Here is a 25,210-nt window from a genome sequence, read left to right as displayed (position 1 = left end):
GTCTCGCCGGTCGCGCGCCGGTTCGTGGGGGTCGCCGCCCCTGTCAGGGGCGGCGACCGGTCGGTCACCCGAAGGTGGCCGTGAAGATCTGGACGTCCTTCGGGAGCTCCAGCTCGACGGTGCCTGTCGTCGCAGCATCGCCCTCGAGGACCGGATAGAGGTTCGGGTTGCCCGAGACCTCGATCTCCTTGGTGTCGACGGTCTTGCCGTCGGCGTCCTTGATCGTCGCCTTCACGGTGCCTTCTCCGCCGAGGACTGTGAAGACGTTGGTGCCCGAGTAGGCGAGCTGGACGGTCGCACCGTCCGCGGCCGCCGTGGCGCCCTGGGGGTCAAGGGTCCAGGAGCCACCGAGGGAGAAGGTGTCCTTCGGCTGGTCAGAGTTGACCGTGAACTCACCGGTCTTGTAGTCCTGCTCGCCGGAGTAGTTGACGACCTTCGTCGAGGAGAAGTACGTCTCGGGAGTCGTCTTGTCCTGCGGGGTGCCGTCGTCGACCGAGGTCTCGGGCGGCAGCTCGACACCGGGGTTGGCCTGCTCGAGGAGCTCACGGACCAGCTTCTCGGTGTTCTCGTAGCCACCCTCGCCGAAGCGGATGTGGCGGACCGTGCCGTCGGAGTCGATGAGGTACTGCGCCGGCCAGTAGCGGTTGCGGTACTTGGTCCAGGTCGAGTACGCGTTGTCCTGGGCGACCGGGTACGTCACGCCGAGCTGCTCGGCACCGGCGACCACGTTGCGGGTCTCACGCTCGAAGGCGAACTCCGGGGTGTGGACACCGATGACCTCGAAGCCCTTGCCGACGTCCTTGTACTGGTCGTACCAGGCGTTCACGTGCGGGATCGCACGCTGGCAGTTGATGCAGGAGTAGGCCCAGAAGTCGACGAGGACGACCTTGCCCTCCTGCTTGAGGTCGGAGAGGTTCAGCGCCTCGTCACCGGGCGTGTTGAACCAGTTGTTGATGCCGCTCAGCTGGGGCGCGGGGCCACAGCTCTCGAGCTCGGACGCTCCGTTGGAGCAGTTGGACAGCTCACGGTTCTCGTCGGTGACGATGCCACCGAGGTCGAGGGCCTCCTGCACGGTGCCCGACTCGTTGATCTGGGACTGCAGTGAACCCGTGTAGTCGGGCAGTGCGCGCTGCAGGTACTGCGGGAGGTTGAAGGCCAGACCGATCGCCAGCAGGATCATGGTCACTCCGCCGAAGATGCGGATGCCCTTGGTGTGACGCTTGAAGGCACCCACGCGCTCGGCGACCCTGCGGCCGGCCAGCGCGAAGATCAGCAGCGGGATGGCCGCACCCACCGCGAAGGAGACCGTCAGGGCGACGGTGTCAGCCCCGATGTTCCCGGTCGCACCGGCGACGGTGATCGCCGCGAGGACCGGACCAGCACACGGCACGTACAGGACCCCGAGGCCCAGGCCGAGGAGAAAGGCCCCGCGGTCCTGTCGCGCCGAACCGCGCCGTGCACCCAGTGCTGCGATGCGTTGGAACGGTCGTTCGATGACCTCCTCGAGGCGCGGCACGATCATCCCGATACCGATGATGGCCAGCAGCGAGAGCCCGACCCAGCGCAGCAGGTCCTGAGGGAGACCGAGCGCGTTGAGGATCAGAGAACCGAGGAGGGTGAAGAAGGAGAAGCTCAGCACGAGGCCGGAGATGACGAGGTAGGGGCGCAGAGACTTCCGTCGCGCGGAGACCTCCTTGGCGGGCTTGCCGTCAGCAGGCTTGCCGTTCGTGCCCTTGCCCTTGCCGATGCCGACAGAGTCGCCGGCACCCACCTTGGGCCGGTCTGCCACGGCGACGGTGCCGCGGCTGTTGATGGTGACCGCGCCCGGCGCCCCTGCGAAGAGGGACGAGGTGGGCGTGGAGCTGGTCGACGTGCCCTCGGCGGGTGCCGATGCTCCGTCTGTGCCTTCGCCCGGAGAGCCAGGACGAGCGCCCTGGATACCTCCTGCGAAGAAGATCACCGGGAGCATCGGAAGGATGCACGGTGAGATACCGGTGATGAGGCCACCGATGAGCCCGATGAGAATGAGCGTTTCCATGGCAGCGGTTCGTTCTCAGAGGCCGCCCGGATGGGTCTGAGAAATATTCAGGTCCCACCCATCCGGACCCGCCACCGGCTCCGAACTGTCCGTGAGTCGCCCCGGAGAGGGAGGCCGAGAAAAAAGATTCTCGTCCACACCCATCCAGCGTCACGGCGGCTCCGAACTGATCGTGAGACGCCCCGCAGACGTGGGGCGGCAGAGCTGAGGAGAGACCGATGAACGTTCTTACCCGCAAGTCCTACGCAGTCACCAGCGTCGCAGTCCTCGCCCTCTTCGGACTGTCGGCATGTTCGTCCGACGACACCGCTGACGACAGCGCGTCGGTCAACGCCACGACCGAGGCGCCGGCCATGACCGACGACCCCACCACGGACGCCATGACGGACGACGCGACCGAAGACGCCACCGACGGCGCCATGATGGACCCGGCCGCCAACCTCGTCGGCCCCGGCTGCGCCGCCTACGCCGAGGCTGTCCCGGACGGCGCCGGCTCCGTGACCGGCATGTCGACCGACCCCGTCGCCGTGGCCGCGTCGAACAACCCGCTCCTGACCACGCTCACCGCAGCGGTCAGCGGCCAGCTCAACCCGGACGTCAACCTCGTCGACACCCTCAACGGTGGTGACTTCACGGTCTTCGCACCTGTCGACGACGCCTTCGCCAAGATCGACCCCGCCACCATCGAGGGCCTCAAGACCGACGCCGACACCCTCACCAAGATCCTCACCTACCACGTGGTCCCCGGCCAGCTGACCCCGGACCAGATCGTCGGTGAGCACGAGACCGTCGAGGGCGGCATGGTCAACGTCACCGGTTCCGGTGACGAGCTCATGGTCAACGACGCCAACGTCATCTGCGGTGGAGTCGTCACCGCCAACGCGACCGTCTACCTCGTCGACTCGGTCCTGATGCCGACGATGTGACCCTGACGTAGGTGCCTCACGGCACCGGCACGGCGTCAGCGCACCAGAAGGGCCCGCTCCCCCCGCCCGGGGAGCGGGCCCTTCTGCTGTGCCCGAGCGCTCCTGCTGTGCCCCGGCGCTTCTGCTGTGCCTGGACGCGAGCGCGGACGGAGTCCCCCGCGTGCCCTGCCGTCACCGCGGGCTGCAGGTCAGGCCAGGAAGACACCCAGGGACCGCTCGAACGGGCCGATCTCCGAATCGTCGCCGACGAGCCCGATGCGGCCGTGCGCCTCGACGAGGAAGACACCGGTCTCCCGCTCGGCGCGCTCTCGCAGCCCGGTGACCCACTCGGTCTCGTGCTGGTAGACCACGACCCGGACACCTTTCTGGACGAGCGCGACGACGACGTCGTAGGTCGCGGTGCCGGGCACGGCTCCAGTGAGCAAGAGCCGTTCGAGCCGAGGCATCTCCAGCAGGAACGAGCAGTCGGCCCCGTCCAGGTCGAGACGTAGTCGTCGTACCGGGAGAGCTGCCAGCGCCGTGAGATCGGCGTCGTGCGTCTTCTCGGTCAGGTGCAGCTCGGTCAGCTCGGTCAGGCCGAGCAGCGGAGCCACGCTGAGCAGGCCGGGCTCGAACGGCGAGGCGACCCAGAGTGTCGTCAGCCCGGTGCACTCGGCCAGCGGTGACAGGTCCGCCGGACCGCTGAACCCCACCTTGAGGCTGGTCAGACCGCTCACCGCGCCGATGCCCTCGACGGACGAGGCGAACCCGAGATCGAGACGCCACGGAGCCTGTCGGAACATCGCTGCCGCGAAGGCGCGCCGGTCGAACCGTCCCCAGGCCGTGTGCAGCTCGTCGAGGACCTTGTCCGGATAGCTGTCGGACGCGTACTGCCCGAGCACCTCCAAGGCCTGCGGTGTGGCGATCTCGCCCAGGGCACGGATGGCTGCAGTGCGGGCTGTCGCCTTCTGCTTGTCGTACGGAGCCAGGACGCTCACGTCGACGCCACCGTGCGTGCCCAGCCAGGCCTTGACCTCGGAAACCCGCTGCGGTGCGTCCGGGTGCGCCGCCTGTGGAGCCGGCGCACCCGCCGTGGGCCGGTCAGCTGCTGCGTGCCTGGCGGCGCCGCGACGGATCATCTCCAGGTGCGTCTCGTCCCAGCTCACTCCGCCGACCATGCCAGCGACCCGGTCCACCACCCCGAGGTCCGCACGAGCGGCCAGGGTCAGCAGCCCCAGGGTCGTCGTACCCACGCTCAGGACGGCCACCGCCCTCGCAAGGGTGGGGTCCGTCCCCGCGGCAGGCGACGAGACCAGGCCGAGGTCGGTGGCCATGCTCGGGTCGTCGATCAGGGCCAGCGCAGCGGCCTCGAGGTCAGGGGTCGCCGGCATCGCGGAGATACCTCTGATGAGGTTCGGCCAGCTCGCGTAGCGCGACGCCTTGGCGGTGAAGTGTGTCGCCGCACCGAGCCCGACATGCCGGGCCAGAGCGGTCGTGACGGGGGCGTCGGCCATGGCCAGTCCTCCGGTGTCGTCGGTGCACGGCGTGAGCGGCCACGCAGGCACGCGGCTCGAGACCACACGGTAGCAGCGCCGATGTCGGAGGCGGCGGACCCGCTCTCACGGCTCCACGCCGCGCTGCTCCTCGACCAGGTGTCCCCTGCCCGCAGGGGCCGGTCTCGGACGGGCCGAGCCCACTGCCTGGCCGTGGTGCGTCGTCGACCATCGAGCGTGGACACGGCCAGGCACAGGCTCCATCCCGGCGGGACGCACGGCAGAGGCGGGCGACCGGAGTGGTCGCCCGCCTCTGCGAGGAGCCGTCGTGCCGCCCTGCTGGGCGGCACGCGGTGTGCGGGTCGCGTCAGATCTCGACGGCGACGATCGGGTCCGTGGTGGGCTGCTCCGAGCCTCCACGGGGTTCGACGGTGACAGCCAGCGTCGAACCTGAACCGGCCTCGACGAGGGCCGAGGTCGAGCCGTCTTCGGGGTGCATCAGACCGAGCGAGCTGATCTGCTCCCCGTCGATGACCCAGAGCTGGTAGTCGCTGTCGGAGTCGGCGTCGGCCATCTCCGAGGTGGAGAGGAACACGCGGTCGGCCGAGACCAGAGCACTGACCTCGCCACCTCCCTCGACCTCGGCCCGCAGGACTCGTGACGTCGGGTCGGCGACCATCTGGGCGACGACGTCAGCCTCGGCCTGCAGCTGCTGCTGCTGGGAGTGCGACTGCACGGCGATGCTCGTCGGGACCGCGATCCCCGCGGCCACGGCTGCGGCGACGCCGAGGGTGACCCATCGGCGACGCGCTGCAGACGGGCGTCCTGCGGCGGACGGCTTGTGCCGCTTCTCGGCGAGCCGCACCGGTGCCGCCGCCGGCTGCGCGATCGACGCGAGCACCTGGCTGCGCATCGACGCCGGAGGTGCGGTGTCGACGGTGAAGGCCGCGACGACCTCACGGAACTCGTCGAGCTCCCGGCGTGCGTCGGGGTCGGCGGCGACGAGCCGCTCGACCTGGCGCCGTTCGAGGTCGTCGACGTGGTCGAAGACGTACGGGGCGATGAGGTCCCGAGGGCCTTCGGGGGTCTGGTCGTCTGTGTCAGGCATGGTCCACCCCCAAGCAGTTGCGAAGCCGGATGAGACCGTCGCGGATGCGGCTCTTGACGGTCGGGAGGGAGGCGCCGAGGTCTTCGGCCACCTCGCGGTACGTACGGTCGCCGTAGTAGGCACGCATGACGGCATCACGCTGGGTGTCGGTCAGAGACCCCAGACACCTGCGGACGCCTGCGGCCTCGAGCCGCTGCTCCACGTGCTCGGCAACCATGTCGTACTCACCTCCTGCGCCCTTCTCGTCCGTGTCCTTCTGGTCACGGTGTCGTCGGGCTTGCTCTGAACGGACCCTGTCGACAGCTCTGCGTCGCGCGAGGGTGACCACCCAGGTACGGGCGGACCCGCGGGCGGGGTCGAACCGTGCGGCTGTCTGCCACACCTCGACCATCACCTCCTGGGCCACCTCTGCGGCATGATCCGGGTCACGGAGCACACCGAGAGCCGTTCCGTAGGCTGCAGGCGCAAGCGAGTCGTAGACGGGGGCGAACAGCTCCGGGTTGCCGTCGGCGCACGCGCTCAGCGCTGCGTCGATCGCATCGGGTTGACTCGTCCTCGGGTTTGGCACCCGCTCAGTCTGCCTCACGTCCTGGGATTCGTTCGATCTGGACACCCCGGCGACGCCGGGGATATCAGAGGTTCGGAGCCCTCGCACGCCCGGATGGGTCAGAGTTGCCGAACTGTGACGCAGACCCGTGTGACATCCGTGACCACGCCTCGCGCGGCACAGTCGGGAGGGCTCCCGGCGATCACGTGCACAGCCTGGCGACCGTGGCCGGACCGGCACGGTACGTCCGCACAGACAGCAGCGGCCCACCCCCGTGTTACTGGGGCGGGCCGCTTCTCTATGTCATGAGACCAACAGCTGTTACCACATCGCCTGCTCAGGCATTTGTTCTCATCCCTGAGCTTGAACCGCTCCCGGCAAGCTTGGGAGCCATCGTGTGGTGCCTTCGGTTCACATGTTGTCCGTAGCCAACCGACATACGCAACCATGTGCCGAACCGGGTCGTTGGGCGGGTGTTGGCACCGCGCATCGAACCGAAGTGTGATTCCTGCGTGCCAGTTGAACGGCACCTGCAAGGATCGCCGGGCTAACCCGACTTCGTAGAACTTAGCACAGGTTCGTCGAGGCGCGCAAGGGTCGTCTGCGCGAGGTCATCGCACCTGCACGACAGGGCCGACGGTCGACCGCGCCCACGACAGATAGGCGAAGCCTGTCGGGGCGGTCGCCGAGACCACACCGATCCTCAGCGCAGCGACCGAGTAGGTCGGGCTCGTGTACGGCAGCGCGCCGGGCACCGGGACGGTCCCCGGCGGCGCACCGGCGACGTCGGGCTGGACGTTCACAGCGATCGCCACGGCACCCGGCATGCGGTTCGCCACAGCTTGGACCGCGGTGACCAGGGTGCCCCGCCGGGTCGTCAGCGTGGTCCCGAGCGTCGTGACCTGCCCGACAGGTTGTGCCGTGAGCGAGCTGTTCATCGCTGTCAGGAGAGCAGCCGGGAGGGCGGCTCGCATCCTGGTCGCGTAGGAGTTCACGGTCAGACCTGGCATGAGAGCCGACAGGATCGGGTTGACCACCCCGGCCAGGCCCGTCTCCGTGACGACAGGGGTGAAGACAGCACTCCGGTCGAGATAGGCGCCGATGGTCCCAACGTGCTGCGAGCGGGTCGACGTCACGTCGAGGAGCCCCGCGGTCCTGGAGGCCACGGTCACGTCAGAGGTCACCGTCACCGCCCGGACCGCCGAGAGCAGGGCCGCAGAGACCTGGTTCGACCAGGTCTGGACGAGGGCGTCGACCCGCGTGGCGATCGACGCGACAGCCGCGCTGCTCAGCTGGAGCGAAGAGTTCGGCGCCAACCCGTTCAACCCCGCCGCGTCACTGCCGAGGAGGGTCGCGAGGTTGACCGTCACCCGACCGTTCACGAGGTCGACAGTCACCTTCCCGTCCGTCAGCGGGGTGGTGCGCAGCGCCCCCAGGGCCGTGGTGAAGTTTGGTGTCGAGACCGTCACCGTGCTCGAGGTCCGAGCCGCGGTGAGCCCGGTGACGACAGAGTTCGAGGCGTTCTGCACGCCGTTCGTGATCGCGACGGCAACCTGCCCGTTCGTCCCGCCGAGGGCCGTCACTGCCGTACCGAGGGAGGTGACCGTCGCGTTGACGTCGGTCACGAGCGCCGCGACCGTCGGGCTGTCGATCTGCAGGCCGAGGCCCGCCACCCCGTAGCTGCGGGTGATCCCGGTGACAGTCCCGGGGCCCCAGAGGTCGTCGAGGAGAGACGAGCAGAAGTCGAGGGACGCGTTCGACCCTGTCGCCCCGACCGACATCCTCGTGGCGGTCACGTTCGTGATCCCCGAGAACACCGACGAGAGGTCCAGGACGGCCGGCTGCGGGAGCTGGTTCGCGGGGGTCGACGCGCCGACGAGAACAGCACCTGTCGCGTCCACGAGACCTGAGGCGGCGGCGGCGCGGCCCTTGGTCGTGACCTGCGCGACCTGGTTGAGGGCACCGGCCGACCCCGTCGGCAGCCCTGTGCCCAGACCCGAGACGGTGAGCCCGGTGATCCCGGTCAGGCCGGTGACCGCGAGCGGGTTGCCGTAGGTGTCGAGTGTCGGGTCGCCGTCGTTGACGCCCAGGTCCGTCGCCGTCGACGGGGTCGGGACGGCCGCCGTGGTCGGGGTGCGCACGAGACTCATGCCCTGCGCCGCCGCGAGCCCTTCGAGGTCGGTCCCCAGGAACGACCCGCCGAGCGCCTTGGACTGGGCCTGCGCCCGGAAGTTCGTGTCGGTGCCGCAGCGGATCTGCGAGGTCCCGACGGTCCCGTGCGTCCACTCCTGGTCGGTCCACGACGCGAGGGTCGGCACCGCGCGCAGCGCTCCGCCGACCACGAGCACGCAGGCGAGCAGGCAGACGAGGACGGCGTCCCAGCGCACCCTGCCGAGCGCGCCTGGGCTGAGAGGCTCGAGCCTGCGCCGGGTCGTCATCGTCGGTCTCCACGAGCCGGAGCGGCAGCCTCGACAGCGGGTCGGCGGCGCCCTGCGGCGTGGGCGGTCGTGAGCACCCCGCCGGCGACGAGCGCCAGCCCGGCGACCCAGAGGAGCAGAGCGCCGCCCGCGCCGGTGGTGGGGAGCAGACCGGCAGCCCCTCGACCGGGGAGGTCTCCCCCACCGTCACCCGCCGGTGGGGTGCCGCCGCCGTCTCCCGGGCCGCCGGGAGCACCTGGCGAGCCTGACGGGCCGCCGGTCGGCTCGCCCGTCGGAGATCCGGTCGGGTTCCCCGTCGGCTCGCTCGTCGGCGGGTCCGTCGGCGGGTCGGTGGGCGGGACTGTCGGCGGATCGGTGGGCGGCTCTGTCGGCGGGTCGGTCTCGCCGGGGATCGCCTCGACAGCCGTGATCCCGAGCCCGAGCGAGCCCGTGAGACCCATGAGGGCCGCGTCCGCCCGGTTCTCCGGGGTGTCCTCGATCGACAGCGTGACCATCACGTACGAGGGGTCCCGGGAGTCGACGGCGTCCAACCAGTACCGCGGGCTGGACGTCGACAGGTCGTCGTCGGGGGTCGCCGTGGCGACTACGGTCCGCCCGAGGTCGCAGGACGGACCCCCAGGCCCGTCGACCCACTCGACCGAGCAGCGCTCGACCACGACGACCACGCCGTTGGGGACCTCCATGAGCGCGCCGTCCTTGCGGATCTGGAGCGTGAGCCTGGCGCCGGCCACACCGTCGACCGCGGCATCGACGAACCAGTAGGCCGGCTGCCCGGGCCTGAGGTCGGACAGCTCGGCGATCCCCCAGTCCGAGGACACCAGCAGCTCCGGATCGGCCTCCGCCACCTCGAGCGCAGCCGGCGACGGGACGGTCAGGACGTCGGCGCGGGCGGCGAGGACTGCTCCGAGGACGATCATGAGCGCACCCACGGAGGCGAGCGCCACGCGGCGCGCCTTCGTCCTCTCACGTCCACGGACCTGCCCCTCCCCTGGCACCCTGCTCACCCTCCTGCCCCTTCCTCAGGCGTCCCGCCTGCGGTCGCCGGTCAGGTCGGTCTCTCGTGCGTCGTCGGCGGTGGTCGCAGTCCCTCGCGCAGCATGGCGCGTGTCGTCCCGGGCGCAGAGCCGACGGTGGTGCCAGCCGGTGCCAGGCCGTCGCTCTGCGTCGCACCGTCCTCTGCCTGCTCCGGCTCTCCGTCTGCGTCGTCCTCGTCGCGCGGCCAGAAGACCCACACGGTGAGCGCAGCGACCACCGTCGTGAGGATCGCGAGGGTCTTGGGCTGGGCGAGCAGCGTCACGGCGTACCCGACGTAGGGGGCGCCGACGACGACCCTGTCCGCCCCGGTCACCGTGTAGACCTCGAGGTCTTGCGTCGCGTTGTCGTCGCCCTTGAGCACGAGCTCCCGCGCCCCGTCTCCGGTGCCCGGGTCCGCGACCGACACGACGCGGTGGGTCACCGGGAGCCCGCCTGCGGCGCGCGGGACCGTGACGACGTCCCCGGGCTCGATCTCGTCGGCCGCCACGGGGACCGCGACGGCTGCGGCACCTGTCGGGTAGGTCGGTGCCATCGACCCTGTCTTGAACAGGACGAGGGACCAGCCGAGGAGGAGGGAGAGCAAGAACCAGAGGATCGCGAGCGCCCCGACGACGCTCGCGACGTTCAGGCAGGCCTGCTGGACGCGTCCCGACCCACGGGACGCGCGGGTCACCCGGAGACCGCCGAGAAGTTCCAGGCGGGCGCCGCGGTGCGGCCCTGGAGCGCGCTGAGCGCGGTCCCGTTGGGGAGCGTCGGGTTGGCCGGCAGCGTGATCTCGAAGCAGTAGTGCTGCACGTTGCCTCCAGCTGCGCTCAGCGCCTGACCGGCGCTCGCGCCTGTCGTGGCGAGCGGACCGTTGGCGATGATCGTCCCGGCGGTGAAGGCCGCGGCGTTGCAGGTGGTGGTCGTCGCGCTCACGGCGACGCGGACGGTGAGGGCGTTGAACAGCGCCTGGTTCGCGTCCGTGACGGTGATCCCGGTCGCCGGGACAGCGGGCTGCAGCGTGACGGTGCCGGCGATCGACCCGGTGACGGTCCGCAGCGCGACGGGTGCGTAGACCGCGTCCCCGGGGGTGAGCGTCAGCGCGGAGACCCCGAACTGGACGGCCCCACCCGGGTTCGTCTCGTTCTGGACGAAGGACGCCTCGGTGTACGGGTTGGTGACGTTCTGCTCGACCTCGAAGACCGACGTCCCCAGGCCCGGCCCGTTGCCGGCGGCGTTGCCGGCGAAGACCCACTCGGTGTCCGTCCAGGCTGCCAGGGTGACGGTGGCGCCGAGCCCGAGGACGGCGCCCCCGGCCAGCATCGCCTTGAACTTCGAGCTCCGACGCGTCCCTCGTGAGACCTTCGCCATACGCCGTCCTGTCATGGTGCTCCCCTTGTGACGTGTGGTGCTCTTCCGGTGCCCCCTGGTCACCGGAAGAGCGGCGGCGCGACGTGGTGCGCCAGCCATGAGACGACGCTAGGTCGGGCCCGGCCGATCACCATGCGTCTGGGCGTGATACCGGTAGCGGGTGGCGACCATCCACGCAGTACGGGTGAGTCTCGGGGAGCGGGACCAGTAGTCCCCCAGTAGTGTTCGCAGTGTCGAGCGTCACATCCGCGGTCCGGACGCAGCACCCCGGTCGCACCCACCCCCGGGGACAGACCTGGCCGACGGTGGGTCGTGCCGCGAGCACGGGCACCGATCTGCGGGGGGCAGAGATGACCGACGGGGCGAACGCCAGAGAGCGAGTGAGCGGACAGCGAGCACCCGGGGCTGCTGGGCGGCGAGGACGAGCACCCAGGCCGGTTCGCGACCAGCTGGTGCTGGAGGCAGAGCGCCACGTGCGCGCCGGGACGAGCGTGGTGGTCCTCGGAGTCCCGGGCTCTGGGCGGTCCTACTTCGCAGCACGGGTCGTCGAGTCTGTGCCGGACCTCAAGGTCGTGGCGGTCCGATCGGCCACGTCGACCCCAGGGCTCATCGTCTCGTCCGTGCACGACCCGGCCCGGGCGGCCGGGTCGGGCTCGGTCCGCCGGATACCCACGGTCGCTGCGGGCGCCGAGGACCTCACCGCCCTCGGCGGGACCTCGTCGGCCGCCGGGGCGACCGTCGTCCTCGCGGACGACGCCCACCTCCTCGACGAGGACCACCTGCAGATGCTCTGCGACCTGGCCTCCGACGGCCGGGTCGTGCTGGTCGCCACGACCGACACGCCCTCGACGGCGCCGACGGCCCGCGCTGCCGCGGTCGCCAGGCTCACGTCGCTCTGGCTGGACGCGGGTGCTGGGCGCATCGACCTCACGGGCCTCTCGGACGCCGACGGGCACGACCTCGTCAGGTCTGTCGCGGGCAGCGGTCGCCTCGACCTCGCGGTCCAGCACGCGATCCTCGCCGCGAGCGGTGGTTCCCCCGTGACGATCCGCGAGCTGACCCTCGACGCGCTGCGCAGAGACCGGGCAGCCGCTGACCGCGACCTGCTGGGAATCCACGGCACAGGGCACCTGCCACCGCGGGTCGCCGAGCGGGCCAGGCGCCGGCTCGCGAGCCTGTCGACCGAGGACCGGCGGGCTCTCGTGCTGCTCTGGCGGCTGGACGGCTTCGATCCGGAGCGGGCCGCCCGGTACGTCGGCGAGGGCACGCTGCGCCGGCTCGTCCGGCACGGGTGCGTCACCCCCACCGGGGCGGGGTCCTCGACGCTGCGGGCGACCCCCGTTGACGCCGAGGCCGTGCTGCTAGACGACCCTGACGGGTCCTCTGGTCCACAGCTGGCCCGTGCGCTGCGGTCGATGATCGAGCTCGACGGTGCAGGAGTCGTGCTCGGCCCCTTCGAGTGTCTCGTGCTGTCGGACGCATGGGTCGAGTCAGCCGGGGGCCCGCAGTCCGTGACCCCCTCGGTCACCCCGCAGCAGGTGAGGCGGATCTCGACAGAGGCCGCACGCAAGGCCAACGCCATGCTCCAGCACTACGGTGCGCTGTCGCACGCGATGCTCGCCCTCGACAGCGCCGTCAGCCCCGACAGCCCTGACAGCCCTGACAGCGGTGACCGCACCGGCAGCGACGCGCTCGGCGGCAGCGGCCGTGCTGCTGCGGCTGTCGAGGCGTCTCGGGCGCTGGCCGCCCTCGGCAGCGTCCGTGCTGCCCACGACATCCTCGACCGAGGCCTCGGAGGGCTCCCGGTGCCGCGCGTGCAAGACGCCGGGGAGGGACCGACAGCTGGCGACCCAGCCGGTCCGCTCTCGGCGCCGGGGCCGAGCGAGGAGCTCGAGCTCCTCGCCCTGTGGCGTGCCGAGCTCGACGACTGGGACGGCGTCCGTGGTGAGGGAGCTGGTGGTGACCAGGCCTGTTCCGACGCCGCCGACAAGCCCGTCCGGTCCGTCGAGACCCTGCGCTCTGCGGTCCACGCGCTGCGCGCCATGCACTGGCGCGAGGCGCTCGAGCACGCCCGCTCCCTCATGGAGGACGACAGCGCCGCCCTCGTCCTCAGGTTGCGCGCCTGCGCGCTGGCGGGGACGTCGGCTGCCTTCCTCGGTCACGGCGCCCGGCTCGAGTCGATCACCACGAGCGGTCGACAGCTGCATGCACGCCTCGTCGCGCAGGCGGGCTCCCCCACCGCGCAGCGCGTGGTCGACGAGGGGACCGCGTTCTTCTCGGCGTCGCTCGCCGCGCACCTGGCCTGCGCCGTCGGGCTGGTCGACACGCCGTCGCGCCTGGACGCCCTCATGCAGCGTGCCGTGGCCGCCCGGGACGTCGCGCACACGAGCACACTCAGCGCTCTCGCGGGGTACGTCGCCCTCGCTGCAGGCGACGACGTGACGGCTGAGACCGAGGTCGGCGCAGCGCTCGCCAGGGCCCCACGCCCCTCGACCCACGAGACGCACGCGTGGTTCGTGACGATGCGGGCAGCGGCCCTGGCCCGACTCGGCCGGACCGCTGAGGCCGACGAGCTCTGCGCAGCCGTCGAAGCCCCGGGGGTCACGACCTCACGGTGGTCGCGCTATCTCGTGAACTCCGTCCGGCGTCTCGTGGACCCGGCCACCACCCCACCTCCTGTCGCGCCGACCCCGTGGCGTGCCGCCGAGGCCGCAGCCCAGCCGACCATCGCGCTCCTCGCGGCGGCGGAGGCTGCGTCGAGCGTCGACGGCTCGGTGCGGCGCCAAGACCTCGTCGACGCCGCGACGGCCGCTCGCGAGCAGACCGACATCGGGTCGTTGCAGGCGGTCGCGGACTACGTCATCGCAGCGTCGACAGCCGACGCAGCGACGCTGGCCGACCTCACCCGGACCTTCGAGGGGCTGGGCATGCGCCAGCTCGCGGACGCGTGCGAGGAGCAGGCTGTCAGGCTGCTCGACCCTGACAGCCCGCACGCGCTCTCGGCGTGGCGGGACCGGGCAGCCCGGTCGGACGGAGACGAGTCAGAGGAGGCGCTGACCACCCGCGAGCGAGAGGTCGCGGTGCTCGCCGGGCGGGGGTTGAGCAACCGCGAGATCGCCGGTCGGCTGTTCTTGTCGGTGCGGACCGTCGAGTCGCACGTCTACCTCGCGCGCCGAAAGCTCGGAGCCGCGTCCAGGCGGGACCTGGCGGGACGGCTGGCGGAGCTCGACGGGCACCACCGGTCCTGAGGTCCGCAGTTCACACTGCAAGACCTGCGCCTTGGTGCGGGACCTGCGCGTGTCTGCCCAGTCGCTCCTGTGGGCTGCGCCACGAAGTTTCAGAACTTCTGAACGACCAACTAAGGTGAGCCTTCACTAAGCCGCATCCTGCGGCCTCGGACGAAAGGCTCCACCCATGCTCGCTCTCCCCTCAGCGCGCCGGCCCGTGCTCGCGGCAGCGCTCGTCGCCGGAGCCGTCGCCCTCGCCGGCTGCGGGTCCGCCGACAGCACCGCCGAGTCGTCGACAGGCACACCGGCCACGACCGACGGCGCCTTCCCCGTCACCATCGAGAGCGCCCTGGGCGACGCGGTCGTCGAGAGCACCCCCGAGCGGGTCGTCACCCTCGGCATGGGGTCGGCAGAGACCGCCATCGCGCTCGGTGTCACCCCCGTCGGGATCGAGGAGTACCCCTGGGGCTCCGACGACACCGGCTACCTGCCGTGGATCCACGAAGCGCTCGAGGAGTCCGGCGAAGACCTCCCGGCGCAGTTCACCGGCGGGACGGAGATCGACATCGAGGCGATCCTCGAGCTCGAGCCCGACCTCATCCTCGCGCCGTGGTCCGGGATCACGCAGGAGCAGTTCGACACGCTCTCCGAGATCGCCCCGACGGTCGCCTACCCCGACCTCGCGTGGAGCATCGACTGGGACGAACAGATCACCACGATCGGTGAGGCCCTCGGTCAGCCTGACGAGGCGCAGGACCTCATCACCGACATCGAAGACCAGTTCGCCGAGGCCGCCGCGGCGCACCCCGAGTACGCCGACGTGACCTTCTCGTACATCTACACCACCGATCCCGGCTCGCTCGGGGTGTTCCTGCCCGACGAGCAGCGCGTCGCGATGGTCCGCGGGCTCGGACTCACCGTCGACCCCGTCGTGGAGACCTTCGACGAGACCGAGGGCACCGACTCCGCGCTCATCGGGCTCGAGAACGCCGACAAGCTCGCCGGCTCCGACCTGATCTTCACCTTCTACTCCGACGCCGACGCACGCGCCGAGACCGAGGCCCAGCCGCTCTACCAGGCCATCCCCGCGATCAGCCGCGGGTCTGTCGTCGCACCGACCGACCAGAGCTTCGTCACCGGCTCCTCGATCATCAACCCGCTCACGGTCCCGTGGGCCCTCGAGCGCTTCGTGCCGATGATCGACGAGGCCGTCGGCAAGATCGAGCAGTAGCAGCAGAGCGGGTCAGGGCAGCAGGGCGGTCAGGGCAGCAGGGCGGTCAGGGCACCACAGCGGTCAGGGCCGGGGCGGGTTCTCGTCCGCCTCGGCCAGACCCTCCTTGTGCCGCGCCCACTCCGACCGCAGCGTGCCGTAGTAGCCGAGCAGCCACTCCATGTACCCGTGCATGTTGCGGATCCGCTCGTGCGCCGGTCCGGAGGGCGGCATGAGCTCGAGCGCCGTGCTCGCGAGCTCTCTCTGCTTGACGAGGTAGGCGTGCTCGTTGTCCAGGAAGCCACCCCACACGTCGGCGTCCATGACGAAATAGTGCGAGCGGTCCCCCGGACGCCTCACGCGGCGGACGAAGCCGATCTCGACCAGCCGCCGTGTGTACGTCGAGACCGAACCGCGGCTCGCCCCCGAGGCCTTGGCCAGCTCGTCCGCCGAGACCGGCTGGTCGCTCAGCAAGAGGTGCCCGACCATCCGTCCCTCGATGACCGAGAGGCCCTGCGACGACCAGTACTGCGCGTAGCGGTCCACGAACCAGGGCTCGAGCTCGGCTCGGTCACGCGGGGCGGAGTCGTCGCGTGGGGCGGAGTCGTCGCGTGGGGCGGAGTCGTCGTCACGCTGGGCGAGGTCGTCACGGGTCGGGTCAGGCATCTGCCGATCTTCTCAGGCGCGCGTGACCCTCGCCGCGGTGCCACGCGGGGCCTGGCCGGACCTCAGGCCTCGGGCCTCAGGCCTCGGCAGCACGTCACCGCTCCCCCGCGTCCCGGGCGACGAGGGCCGCCTGCACACGCGAGCTCACCCCGAGCTTCATGAGGACACGCGAGACGTGGGTCTTCGCCGTCGCGGCACTGACGAACAGCTCGGTCGCGATCTGCTGGTTCGTCAGCCCGCGGCCGAGCGCCTCGAGCACGTCGCGCTCCCGCGGCGTCAGGTCGCCGAGCCGGGCGACCGGGTCGCTCACAGGGTCGGTCGCAGACTGTCGCCGCGGCGGGGCCTCGGCCGACGGCAGTGCTGACGGGTGCGGCTGACCCGGCTGGTCCGACCGTCCTGCGAGGGCTGGCAAGACTGGTGCGGGCTGAGCCGCGGCCAGCGCCCGGATGACGCGTCGCGTCACCTCGGGGGCGAGGACCCCGTCACCGTCCGCGACCCGACGGACCGCGTCGACCAGCTCGTGCGGCTCGGCCGACTTCAGCAGGTACCCGGCGGCGCCGGCGCCGAGCGCTCCTGTCACGTACTCGTCGAGGTCGAAGGTGGTCAGGACGAGCACCTCGGCGAGCCCCTCGGCGGTGATGGTCGAGGTCGCGGTGATGCCGTCGGTGCCAGGCATCCGCACGTCCATGAGCACGACGTCGGGGCGCAGCCGTCGCGCCTGCTCGACGGCCGCGGCACCGTCACCGACCTCGGCCACGACCTCGATGTCCGGGGCCGTCTCGAGCAGGAACCGCAGGCCTGCCCGCACAGCAGCGTGGTCGTCTGCCAGCAGGACCCGGATCATCGGGCACCTTCCTCTGGGCGCGACGCCGGGATCGTGGCCTGCACCGACCAGACACCCGCGGCAGGTCCGGCGGTCAAGGTACCCCCGAGACTCTCTGCCCGCTCGCGCATGCCGAGCAGGCCTGTGCCAGGGCTGGCAGGGAGACCGGAGGGTGCTGGCGTCGTGGCCGGCTCGCGGTCACCGACGCCGGCGGCGTCTCGGAGCGGGCTGGTGATCCTCACGACGAGCACGCCGTCGCCAGGCTCCAGCACGACGCGCACCTCTCCGGCCGCTCCGTGCTTCGCGGCGTTCGTCAACGCTTCCTGGACGATCCGCAGCGCGGCCTGCTGGACAGCCGCCGGCAGAGCCCGGGGAGCCCTGTCGTCGAGGAGAGCCACCATCCCGGGACCTTGGTGGGCCGCGACGACAGCCGCCAGGTCGTCGAGGGTGCCCGGTGCGCTCACCGGGCCGCCGGCACGGTCGTCGGCGCGCAGCAGGACGATCATGGTGCGCATCTCCGCGAGGGCCCGCAGGCTCGTCTCGCGGGCCATCTCCAGGGTCTCTCGCTCGTGGCCTGCGGGTCCTGCGAGGGCCGCACCCGTGCGGATCGCGATGGCCGAGACGTGACCGGCGACCACGTCGTGCAGGTCCCGGGCCATCGTGCGGCGCTCTGCTTGGACGGCCTCCCGGCGGTCGAGCTCGGCGATGCGCTCGAGACTGTCGGCGTGGGCCCGGGCGAGCGTCGCCCGCTCCTCGGCGAGGGCTGCGAGCTCAGACGACGTCCGGACGTTCGCCGCCCACCACAGCGGCACCACGAGGAAGCCGACGGCCTGGATCGCACCCATCACCACGGCCCGCGGGTCGCCCTCGGAGGACACGCCGGCGACCACCGCCGACACCCCGACGAGGCACCACGCCGTGACGACGAGCACCTGGCGCCCCGTGCGTGAGGAGAAGAGGGCCGCCGAGTAGAGCAGGTCGAGCACGACGACCACGGTCCCGAGGCTGCCGCCCAGGGCTGTGTCGACGGCGAGCAGCACCACGCCCACGAGGAGGGCCAGCAGGGGCCGCCGCCGCTTGCCGACCATGACCGCGGCACCGAGCACGAGCGGGACCGCGTGCCACCAGCGGTCCGGGTCGAGGGCCTCGTCCTGCGCCCACAGGCCCGACAGCCCGACGGCCAGCAGCACGAGGCCCGCGACGAGCACGGCGACGGCGACCCGCAGGTCGGTCCGGAACCACCCGGGCTCGGTCCGCCGGGCGAGCGTCAGCCTGTCGTCGAGGTCACGGGTGAGCGCCACAGCGTCGTCAGAGGGCAGATGGTCAGAGGGCAGGCGAACGTCGAGCGGACTCTCGGGCGGTCGGTCAGACGCTGGGGACCGGGGTGGGGAGGCGGGCTGCACCCGTCGATTCGACCACATCGCGATCGCGTGCGCGTCGCCCGAAGGATGTACGGCGTGCCTGCTCCGGGCTGCCCGAGGATCGCCCGGTCGGCCGACGACCCGGCCGGGCGCGCCGAGCAGGATCGAGGCATGGAAGACCTGCTCTCGGAGAACCCCCTCGTCCTGCTCGTGATCGCCTGCGAGATCGGCTTCTGGGTCGTGCTCGCGGCCGGGCTCGTCGCCCGCTACCCGTTGCGCCGGCCGCGGCTCGGCGGGATCTTGCTGGTGTGCGTGCCGGTCGTCGACCTGGTGCTCGTCACGGCCTCGGTCGTCGACGTCGCACGAGGGACCCCGCCCGGCTTCTCGCACGGGCTCGCGGCCGTGTACCTCGGGTTCACCGTGGCCTTCGGGCACTCCCTGGTGCGCTGGGCCGACGTGCGGTTCGCGCACAGGTACGCCGACGGCCCCGCACCGGTCCGGGGCCCGCGCGACGGGATCGCCGCCCTGCCCAGAGAGCTGCGGGACTTCGGCAAGGCCGTGCTGGCCGCGGTGATCGCCGGCGCTGTGCTCCTCGTGCTGAGCCTGGTCGCCGGGTCAGGCGTCCCACCGGTCACGGCGTGGCCCGGAGACGCGCTGTGGAGCTGGATGGCACGCATCGGCGTGGTGCTCGCGATCTGGTTCGTGACCGGCCCTGTGTGGGTCGCGCTCGGTCCGCGGACGGGGCGCGCGTAGGCCCGGAGGTCGCGGTCCCAGCCGTCCGTCAGCCGCTCACCGGGGCCCCTCTGCCACTCGGGAGAGGAACGCGCTGTAGTCGTCGACCGCTCCCGGGGCGAGGAGCGCACGTGGCCAGACCGTGCCGGTGACGAGCCCGACGAGCTCGTCGTCCTCCATCACGGGTCGGGCCAGGGAGTGTGCTCCGTCGACGCGGGTGACGGAGAGCCGGGAGCCGAAGATCGACCTGTAGGTCTCTTCGGTCTCGGCCACGTCGACGTTGCGGTCGTGCGTGCCGACAATGAGGTGCACGGGGATCGCGCGCGAGGCTGAGGCGACGAGGTCGTCGGTCGCGTCGGAGTCCACGTTCTGCCGGACGAATCCCCAGCGGGCCTCTGTCATGGGGTCGGTGCTGGCCGTCGTTGCCAGGTACTCCTCGTAGGAGGCGCCGCGTCCGAGCAGGACCCGGGTCTGGTCGCTGTCCGCGAGAGCCCTCGCTCGCCCTCGCGCGTCTGCGCCGTCGTGCTCGAGCTCGGCGAGGAGGTTGAAGCGCCCCTGCCGGAGCCAGCTGATCGCGGTCCCGACGGCGACGACGCCGTCGATGTCGTCCCGTTCCTGGGTGACCTTGGGGAGCACCCAGCCCGCCTGGCTCGCTCCCCAGAGCACGATCGTCCCGGTCGGGACGTCGTCGCGCCCCTGAGCCCAGTCGACAGCGGCGGAGACCTCGCTCGCCCGGTCCTGCATCGACTGCGAGAGCCAGTCTCCCTCGGAACCTCCGACGCCTGGCTTGCTCCACGAGAGCGTGGCGTACCCCGCGTCCGCTGCACCCTCGAACCACGGGGAGTAGAGACCGCCCTGGGTCGCCTCGACCGGTCCGTCACCATGGACCATCACCACGAGGCCCCGGGCTGTGCCCTCGGGCGGAAGGGTCAGGACACCGACGAGGTCACCGTCGGGTCCTGGGATCGTGACAGCCCTCAGCTCGAAGCGATAGCTGTTGCCGACGAGCCCGACACCGACGAGGACCGCCGTGACCGTCAGGAGGCTGACGAGCACGGTGAGGATGCGCTGACGTTTCTTATGCTGCACGTTCGTAGCCTATGCGATAGGTTTGGCACATGGAAGACATGACTGTCGGAGAAGGCTTCAGCGAGGCTGAGCGCGGGCACGTCGCAGCGCTCTACTGGGAGGCCTTCGGACGCAAGCTCCGACCAGCCTTCACCGACGAGCCGACAGGGCTGGCGGTCGTGCGGGCCGCTCTGCGCAGCGACCGCCTGCTCGTCGCCCGTCAGTCAGGCCGTGTCGTGGGAGCCTGCGGCTTCTACCAGGCCGGCGTCGGAGCCGCAGACCTTCGGTGGTCTCCCCTGAGAGAGTCGCTCTCGACCCTGGCAGCCCTCCGCGCGACACTCGTCCTGTCGGTGCTCGCGCGCTCAGACCGCCCCGGCGCACTCGTGCTCGACGGCATCTGCGTCGACCACGCCGCCCGTGGACGCGGCACCGGGACGGCACTGCTGAGCGCAGCCGCCGACAAGGCTCGGCGGACCGGTGCGAGCAGGGTCAGGCTCTCCGTGGTCGACGACAACCCCAGGGCTCGCGCCCTCTACGAACGACGCGGGTTCACGCCGACGGGTCGTGGGACCCTCGGCCCCCTCTCGTCCGTGTACGGGTTCGACGGGTACACCACGATGGAGCTCGAGGTCCGCCGGTGAGACCGCAGATCTCCCCACGGACAGTCGTCGAGGCCTTCCTGCCACCTGCTGGCGGCACACTCCTGGCAGACGTGTACGACACCGCCAATCTCGCAGGGCTCGCAGACCAGCCCGTCCGGCTGGCGATCCGGCGCCTGATCGCGAGCGGCGACGTCGAGCAGACAGGGCGCGGACGCGCGGGCACGCTCAGCCTCACCAGCACCGGACGGCGACGCCTGCAGCGCGACCGGGAGAGCCTGGCCCTCGCCCGCGCCCAGGACGCGGGCGACGCCCCGTGGGACGGGCACTGGCGGTTGATGGCGGTAACGACACCTGAACGCGAGCGGGCAGTCCGCGACACGCTCCGACGTGGGCTCCACGAGTTCGGCGCTGTCGCCATCTCGACGGGCCTCTACGTGAGTCCCCACGACCTGGTCACCGAGCTCCCCGGCGACGCCCGCCCGTACCTGTCGACGGCCACGACCAGCGACCTCGACGTCCGAGGCACCACCAGCCCGACCGCGATCGCCGAGACGCTGTGGCCCAGCGAGCCCACCATCGCCGCCTACGCGGCACTCGACGAAGCACTTCGCCGAGACGCCGCCGACCCCGAGGTGCCGGTCGTCGTGCGCATGCTCCTGCTCGCCGACGCCCTCGAGGTCGCGATCCGCGACGACCCGCTGCTCCCCCTCGAGCTGCGAGGAGCCCCGTGGGCTCCGTCGCGGACCCGAGAGCGCTGGGCGGACCGATGGGAGACGCTCTCGAAGGAGAGCCCCACCCCCGTCTACCGAGGGTGGTGGCCTCCGGCAGCACAGGCCTAGCCGTCCGGACACCGTGAGCCGAGGGGTTCAGGGCCGGGCGTCCGCGGACGACCGCGTCAGGCGACGCCGGGGACCGGCACCGGCTCGACGCCGCCGAGGGTCGGTACGACCGCCCGGATGCTCCCGTCCTCCTCGAAGACCAGCCTGTCGATCGTCGTCTCGCGGTGGGTCCCGTCGCCGTCCGGGATCGCGAAGCGGTGGTAGGCGATGAACCACTCGTCGGTCCCGGGCACCTGGACGATCGAGTGGTGCCCGGTCCCCCGGATCCCCTGCTCGAGGTCCTTGGCGAGGATCACCCCGCGGTTCGTCCACGGCCCGTAGACCGAGGGGCCCGTCGCGTAGGCGACGCGGTAGTCCTCCGAGCGGGTGTCGTCGACCGACCAGGACAGGTAGTACGTGCCGTGGCGCTCGACGAGGAACAGCGCCTCACGGAAGTCGTCGATCCCCTCGACGACCCTCACCTCGGCGGGGTCGTACCCGGCCATCGTGTCGTCGAGCGGGACGACGTAGCCGGTCGTGTTGCCCCACAGCAGGTAGTGCTGGCCGTCGGTGTCGACGAAGACCGCCGGGTCGATCTGCTGGCCGTCGCCGTAGTCGCGCTTGTCGACGAGGGGGCGGCCGAGCATCTCCTGGAAGGGGCCCGTGGGTGAGTCGGCGACAGCCACCCCGACAGACTGCTCGGCTGTGAAGTAGAAGTAGGTCTTGCCGTCCCGCTCGATCGCGGCCGGGGCCCACGCGTGCTGGGTCGCCCAGGAGACGTCGGTCCCGAGGGTGAGGATGGTGCCGCGGTTGGTCCACGTCGCGAGGTCCGGCGACTCCCACACCTCGAAGTGCGTCCCGCCCCACCCCTCGTAGCCGTCGGTCGTCGCGTAGACGTAGTACCTGTCACCGATCGCGAGGATGTTTGGGTCTGCGTAGTACCCCGGGAGCACCGGGGAGGTCTGTGTACCCACGCCGTCGTGGGGGTGCTCGGTAGTCACCGGACCACCGTACCGGAAAGCGCTCGCCAGGCTCACGAGACGGCGCCGGCCCGCTCCTCGGGCAAGAAGTCACCTCGTGGCAACACGCCAGGCCCAGAGGCAACGCCCCGGAAACACAGCGCGGGCCCCCGCGAAACATGTGTCCAGGACTGTATACATCCATGAGCACAGAACTGGACCCGGTGGTGTCGACACCCCCGCAGCGCCCCGCCTCGAGGCGCGAGCAGGTGTACCTGGCGCTCCGCGACGAGCTGATGAACGGCCGCATCTCGCCGTACGAGAGGCTTGCCGAGGAGCGCATCGCCGAGCGCCACGACGTCTCCCGCACCCCGGTGCGCGAGGCCCTCGCCAGGCTCCAGGCCGACGGCCTCGTGGAGAAGCGCGACGGCGGTCTCTACCTCTACCTGCCGAGCTTCCACGAGCTCGCGGGGCTCTACGAGCTCCGCGTGACGCTCGAGCTGCGCGGCATCGAGCGGGCCATCGCCGAGGTGGACATCCACCACGACCGCACCCGTCTCGAGGCCGAGCTCGACCGCTGGTACGGCCACCGTGACCACCGCCCCACCCCCGACGCCGGGTTCGTCGCCGAGGACGAGCAGTTCCACACGACGCTCGTCGACGCCTCGGGCAACCCCGCGCTCACCCAGGCGCTGGTCCAGGTGAACAGTCGGATCCGCTCCGTGCGCATGTACGACTACCTGACCGAGAACCGGATGACGGCCACGATCACCGAGCACATCGAGATCGCCGAGCTCGTCGTCCGCGACCGCCTCCCAGCAGCGCTCGACGCGCTGCGCCACCACGTCGGCGCCTCCCAGGACGTCGTCATGGAGCGCGCCGCGAACGCCCTGGCCATGACCCGGATGATGACGTGAGAGGACTCTCGATGACCCCCGTGACAGACCTGACAGACGTACCGACCGCGAGCGCGGGCACCGCGCTCCCGGGATCCGGGGACCTTCCCGGCGAGACCATGACCATCGCAGAGACCGCCCCCGCCGAGCAGGTCTCGGGACCTGCGGTCCGCAGGGTCCTGGCAGCCTTCGAGGCTCTCGACGCCGCCGATCACCCGGAGGTGTGGACGCACGTGCGCCCTGTCGCCGACGTCGTGGCCGAGGCCGCCGAGATCGACGCCCGGGTCGCCGCCGGTGAGCGGCTGCCGCTCGCCGGGACGGTCTTCGGGGTCAAGGACAACATCGACGTCGCGAGCCTGCCGACCACAGCAGCCCACCCGGCCTACGCCCGGGTGCCCGCGCGGTCGGCGAGCGTGGTCGCCCAGCTGGTCGGGGCGGGTGCGCTCGTGCTCGGCAAGACGAACCTCGACCAGTTCGCGACAGGTCTGACGGGCTCGCGCAGCCCTTACGGCGTGGTCCGCAGCGCCGTCGTGCCGGAGAGGGTCTCGGGCGGGTCGTCCTCAGGGTCGGCCGTCGCCGTCGGGCTGGGGATCGTGGACTTCGCCCTCGGGACCGACACCGCCGGCTCAGGTCGTGTTCCTGCGGCCTTCAACGGTCTGGTCGGGATCAAGCCAACCCTGGGCCTCGTGCCCAAGGACGGGGTCGTGCCAGCCTGCGAGTCCTTTGACTGCGTGACAGTCCTGGCTCCGACGCTCGACACCGCCCGGACCGTGCTGGGGCACATGACGGCGACGAGCCCTCTCGACCCGTCCTCGCGCAGCTGGCCCGCCGGCACCCGACTGGCTGCCCCGCAGGCTGCACGTGTCGCGGTCCCGCGGGACGAAGACCTCGTGCTGCTGTCGGCCGAGTCCCGCACCCGCTTCGACGAGGCGCGGGAGCGTCTGGAGGCGACGGGAGCGACGACAGCGCCGATCGACCTCACGCCGTTCTTGCGGGCGGCGTCGCTGCTCTACGACGGCGGTCTGGTGGCCGAACGCTACGCGGCCTACGGGGAGTTCCTCGCGGGGCACCCCGAGCACGCGGACCCGACGGTCGCCCGGATCGCTGCGGCGGCCGGCGAGGTGACTGCGGCCGAGTACCTCGCGGCGCAGTCCGCCCTCGCGGAGTACAGGCTCGAGGCGATGGCGCTGCTGGAGGGTTTCGACGCCCTCCTGGCGCCGACGGCGCCCGAGCACCCGACTGTCGCGGCCGTGGCGGCCGACCCGCTCGGGACCAACGCCCGTCTGGGCACCTACACGAACTTCGTCAACCTCTTCGACATGGCCGGCGTGGCCGTCCCGGCCGGCGAGGCCGACGGCGGGCTGTTCGGCGTGAGCCTGCTGGTGCGGGCCTTCGACGACCAGGTCGCGCTCGACCTGGCGGAGCGGATGCTCGCGGTCGGGTCCGGCGCACCCGAGTCCGCAGCGGCAGGGTCTGAAGCGACCGGGCCGGGCACGCCCTCCACGCCCTATCCCACGACAGGCACGAGTCTCGTCGTCTTCGGTGCGCACCTGACGGGCGAGCCCCTCAACGGCGACCTCGTCGCCCTCGGCGCCCGCTACGTCGGACCTGTCGAGACCGCCCCCGACTACAGGATGCACGCCCTCGCGACCACCCCCGCGAAGCCCCTGCTCGCGGCCGTCGCCCCCGGGACGGGCACCCGCCTGGCCGGCGAGGAGTGGTTGCTCACCCCGCACGGGCTCGGGCAGCTGCTCACCACGATCCCCCGTCCGCTCGCCCTCGGCGCGGTCACCCTCGACGACGGACGCGAGGTCGTCGGCTTCGTCGGCTCGCTCCCGGCGACAGGGGACGTCCCGCCCGACGTGTCCCACCACGGCGGATGGCGCACGTACCGCGCGTCGCTCGCCTGAAGACCTTCCCTGCACGCTCTG

At 71.4% G+C, this 25,210-nt stretch carries 21 protein-coding genes; 8 read left to right on the top strand and 13 right to left on the bottom strand.

All coding sequences use genetic code 11. From position 1 onward, the window contains the following. Positions 1-64: 64 nt before the first annotated feature. Positions 65-2,038, bottom strand: a complete 1,974-nt coding sequence (locus tag ASG53_RS10525) for a cytochrome c biogenesis protein CcdA (protein ID WP_056132480.1) — start codon at positions 2,036-2,038, stop codon at positions 65-67. 218 nt (positions 2,039-2,256) lie between these two features. Here ASG53_RS10525 and ASG53_RS10520 point away from each other — a divergent pair, with 218 nt between their 5' ends. Beyond that, a complete protein-coding gene (locus ASG53_RS10520) occupies positions 2,257-2,964 on the top strand; it encodes a fasciclin domain-containing protein (RefSeq protein WP_056132477.1) in 708 nt (235 codons plus the stop codon). A 188-nt stretch (positions 2,965-3,152) separates the two neighbouring features. On the opposite strand, the gene ASG53_RS10515 is transcribed toward ASG53_RS10520, so the two are convergent. The 7 genes from ASG53_RS10515 to ASG53_RS10485 all read right to left on the bottom strand — a co-directional run bounded on the left by ASG53_RS10515 (position 3,153) and on the right by ASG53_RS10485 (position 10,932). Beyond that, the gene (locus ASG53_RS10515) at positions 3,153-4,457 is read right to left on the bottom strand and encodes a hypothetical protein (RefSeq protein ID WP_056132474.1); all 1,305 of its coding nucleotides are present in this window, start codon (positions 4,455-4,457) and stop codon (positions 3,153-3,155) included. A gap of 346 nt (positions 4,458-4,803) precedes the next feature. Further along, positions 4,804-5,544: an anti-sigma factor gene (locus ASG53_RS10510; protein ID WP_056132471.1), complete on the bottom strand. Its 741-nt coding sequence runs from the start codon at positions 5,542-5,544 to the stop codon at positions 4,804-4,806. Beyond that, positions 5,537-6,112, bottom strand: coding sequence for an ECF RNA polymerase sigma factor SigK (gene sigK / locus ASG53_RS10505; RefSeq protein WP_056132469.1), 576 nt, complete (start codon positions 6,110-6,112; stop codon positions 5,537-5,539). The genes ASG53_RS10510 and sigK overlap by 8 nt, the downstream gene beginning before the upstream one ends. A gap of 590 nt (positions 6,113-6,702) precedes the next feature. Further along, the gene (locus ASG53_RS10500; protein ID WP_056132466.1) at positions 6,703-8,529 is read right to left on the bottom strand and encodes a choice-of-anchor G family protein; all 1,827 of its coding nucleotides are present in this window, start codon (positions 8,527-8,529) and stop codon (positions 6,703-6,705) included. Then, entirely contained in the window at positions 8,526-9,473 is a 948-nt protein-coding gene (locus tag ASG53_RS10495; protein WP_056132463.1) for a hypothetical protein, read from the bottom strand. The genes ASG53_RS10500 and ASG53_RS10495 overlap by 4 nt, the downstream gene beginning before the upstream one ends. 101 nt (positions 9,474-9,574) lie before the next feature. After that, complete coding sequence (locus ASG53_RS10490) at positions 9,575-10,237, bottom strand: signal peptidase I (protein ID WP_056132460.1); 663 nt, start codon at positions 10,235-10,237, stop codon at positions 9,575-9,577. Continuing rightward, positions 10,234-10,932 carry a SipW-dependent-type signal peptide-containing protein gene (locus ASG53_RS10485; RefSeq protein ID WP_235533903.1) on the bottom strand — a complete coding sequence of 233 codons (699 nt, stop codon included), beginning with the start codon at positions 10,930-10,932 and terminating at the stop codon, positions 10,234-10,236. The genes ASG53_RS10490 and ASG53_RS10485 overlap by 4 nt, the downstream gene beginning before the upstream one ends. Positions 10,933-11,369: 437 nt before the next feature. Here ASG53_RS10485 and ASG53_RS10480 point away from each other — a divergent pair, with 437 nt between their 5' ends. Then, positions 11,370-14,165, top strand: coding sequence for a helix-turn-helix transcriptional regulator (locus ASG53_RS10480; RefSeq protein WP_056132458.1), 2,796 nt, complete (start codon positions 11,370-11,372; stop codon positions 14,163-14,165). 166 nt (positions 14,166-14,331) lie between these two features. Next, on the top strand, positions 14,332-15,375 hold the full coding sequence (locus ASG53_RS10475) for an iron-siderophore ABC transporter substrate-binding protein (RefSeq protein ID WP_056132455.1): 1,044 nt from the start codon (positions 14,332-14,334) through the stop codon (positions 15,373-15,375). A gap of 63 nt (positions 15,376-15,438) precedes the next feature. Here ASG53_RS10475 and ASG53_RS10470 read toward each other — a convergent pair whose 3' ends face one another. The 3 genes from ASG53_RS10470 to ASG53_RS10460 form a co-directional block, all read right to left on the bottom strand. Continuing rightward, complete coding sequence (locus ASG53_RS10470; RefSeq protein WP_082543967.1) at positions 15,439-16,020, bottom strand: GbsR/MarR family transcriptional regulator; 582 nt, start codon at positions 16,018-16,020, stop codon at positions 15,439-15,441. 94 nt (positions 16,021-16,114) lie between these two features. Then, positions 16,115-16,864 (bottom strand): response regulator transcription factor, encoded by a 750-nt coding sequence (locus ASG53_RS10465; protein WP_056132452.1) that lies wholly within the window; start codon positions 16,862-16,864, stop codon positions 16,115-16,117. Beyond that, entirely contained in the window at positions 16,861-18,144 is a 1,284-nt protein-coding gene (locus ASG53_RS10460) for a sensor histidine kinase (RefSeq protein WP_056132451.1), read from the bottom strand. The genes ASG53_RS10465 and ASG53_RS10460 overlap by 4 nt, the downstream gene beginning before the upstream one ends. Before the next feature lie 156 nt (positions 18,145-18,300). On the opposite strand from ASG53_RS10460, the gene ASG53_RS10455 reads away from it, so the two are divergent. After that, entirely contained in the window at positions 18,301-18,957 is a 657-nt protein-coding gene (locus ASG53_RS10455) for a hypothetical protein (RefSeq protein ID WP_235533902.1), read from the top strand. A 36-nt stretch (positions 18,958-18,993) separates the two neighbouring features. On the opposite strand, the gene ASG53_RS10450 is transcribed toward ASG53_RS10455, so the two are convergent. Continuing rightward, positions 18,994-20,025 carry an alpha/beta hydrolase family protein gene (locus tag ASG53_RS10450; protein ID WP_235533901.1) on the bottom strand — a complete coding sequence of 344 codons (1,032 nt, stop codon included), beginning with the start codon at positions 20,023-20,025 and terminating at the stop codon, positions 18,994-18,996. Positions 20,026-20,054: 29 nt separating this feature from the next. On the opposite strand from ASG53_RS10450, the gene ASG53_RS10445 reads away from it, so the two are divergent. Further along, positions 20,055-20,645, top strand: coding sequence for a GNAT family N-acetyltransferase (locus tag ASG53_RS10445; RefSeq protein WP_056132442.1), 591 nt, complete (start codon positions 20,055-20,057; stop codon positions 20,643-20,645). Then, complete coding sequence (locus ASG53_RS10440; RefSeq protein ID WP_056132439.1) at positions 20,642-21,445, top strand: PaaX family transcriptional regulator; 804 nt, start codon at positions 20,642-20,644, stop codon at positions 21,443-21,445. The genes ASG53_RS10445 and ASG53_RS10440 overlap by 4 nt, the downstream gene beginning before the upstream one ends. Positions 21,446-21,501: 56 nt before the next feature. Here ASG53_RS10440 and ASG53_RS10435 read toward each other — a convergent pair whose 3' ends face one another. After that, entirely contained in the window at positions 21,502-22,425 is a 924-nt protein-coding gene (locus tag ASG53_RS10435) for a family 43 glycosylhydrolase (RefSeq protein ID WP_056134083.1), read from the bottom strand. A 161-nt stretch (positions 22,426-22,586) separates the two neighbouring features. Here ASG53_RS10435 and ASG53_RS10430 point away from each other — a divergent pair, with 161 nt between their 5' ends. Further along, positions 22,587-23,300 carry a GntR family transcriptional regulator gene (locus tag ASG53_RS10430; protein WP_056132436.1) on the top strand — a complete coding sequence of 238 codons (714 nt, stop codon included), beginning with the start codon at positions 22,587-22,589 and terminating at the stop codon, positions 23,298-23,300. An 11-nt stretch (positions 23,301-23,311) separates the two neighbouring features. After that, positions 23,312-25,189: an allophanate hydrolase gene (gene atzF / locus ASG53_RS10425; protein ID WP_082543966.1), complete on the top strand. Its 1,878-nt coding sequence runs from the start codon at positions 23,312-23,314 to the stop codon at positions 25,187-25,189. The last annotated feature ends 21 nt before the right edge of the window (positions 25,190-25,210 follow it).

It is taken from the genome of Sanguibacter sp. Leaf3 (genome assembly GCF_001425965.1).
In the GTDB taxonomy this organism is placed as follows: domain Bacteria; phylum Actinomycetota; class Actinomycetes; order Actinomycetales; family Cellulomonadaceae; genus Sanguibacter; species Sanguibacter inulinus.
Note: the sequence above shows the minus strand (reverse complement) of the source record. Positions and strands in the feature narration are given on the sequence as shown.

What these genes read in the sequence shown, in the direction of transcription:
- ASG53_RS10525 (WP_056132480.1), bottom strand. Translation starts at nt 2,038, where the DNA reads ATGGAAACGCTCATTCTCATCGGGCTCATCGGTGGCCTCATCACCGGT.
- ASG53_RS10520 (WP_056132477.1), top strand. Translation starts at nt 2,257, where the DNA reads ATGAACGTTCTTACCCGCAAGTCCTACGCAGTCACCAGCGTCGCAGTC.
- ASG53_RS10515 (WP_056132474.1), bottom strand. Translation starts at nt 4,457, where the DNA reads ATGGCCGACGCCCCCGTCACGACCGCTCTGGCCCGGCATGTCGGGCTC.
- ASG53_RS10510 (WP_056132471.1), bottom strand. Translation starts at nt 5,544, where the DNA reads ATGCCTGACACAGACGACCAGACCCCCGAAGGCCCTCGGGACCTCATC.
- ASG53_RS10500 (WP_056132466.1), bottom strand. Translation starts at nt 8,529, where the DNA reads ATGACGACCCGGCGCAGGCTCGAGCCTCTCAGCCCAGGCGCGCTCGGC.
- ASG53_RS10485 (WP_235533903.1), bottom strand. Translation starts at nt 10,932, where the DNA reads ATGACAGGACGGCGTATGGCGAAGGTCTCACGAGGGACGCGTCGGAGC.
- ASG53_RS10475 (WP_056132455.1), top strand. Translation starts at nt 14,332, where the DNA reads ATGCTCGCTCTCCCCTCAGCGCGCCGGCCCGTGCTCGCGGCAGCGCTC.
- ASG53_RS10470 (WP_082543967.1), bottom strand. Translation starts at nt 16,020, where the DNA reads ATGCCTGACCCGACCCGTGACGACCTCGCCCAGCGTGACGACGACTCC.
- ASG53_RS10465 (WP_056132452.1), bottom strand. Translation starts at nt 16,864, where the DNA reads ATGATCCGGGTCCTGCTGGCAGACGACCACGCTGCTGTGCGGGCAGGC.
- ASG53_RS10445 (WP_056132442.1), top strand. Translation starts at nt 20,055, where the DNA reads ATGGAAGACATGACTGTCGGAGAAGGCTTCAGCGAGGCTGAGCGCGGG.
- ASG53_RS10430 (WP_056132436.1), top strand. Translation starts at nt 22,587, where the DNA reads ATGAGCACAGAACTGGACCCGGTGGTGTCGACACCCCCGCAGCGCCCC.
- atzF (WP_082543966.1), top strand. Translation starts at nt 23,312, where the DNA reads ATGACCCCCGTGACAGACCTGACAGACGTACCGACCGCGAGCGCGGGC.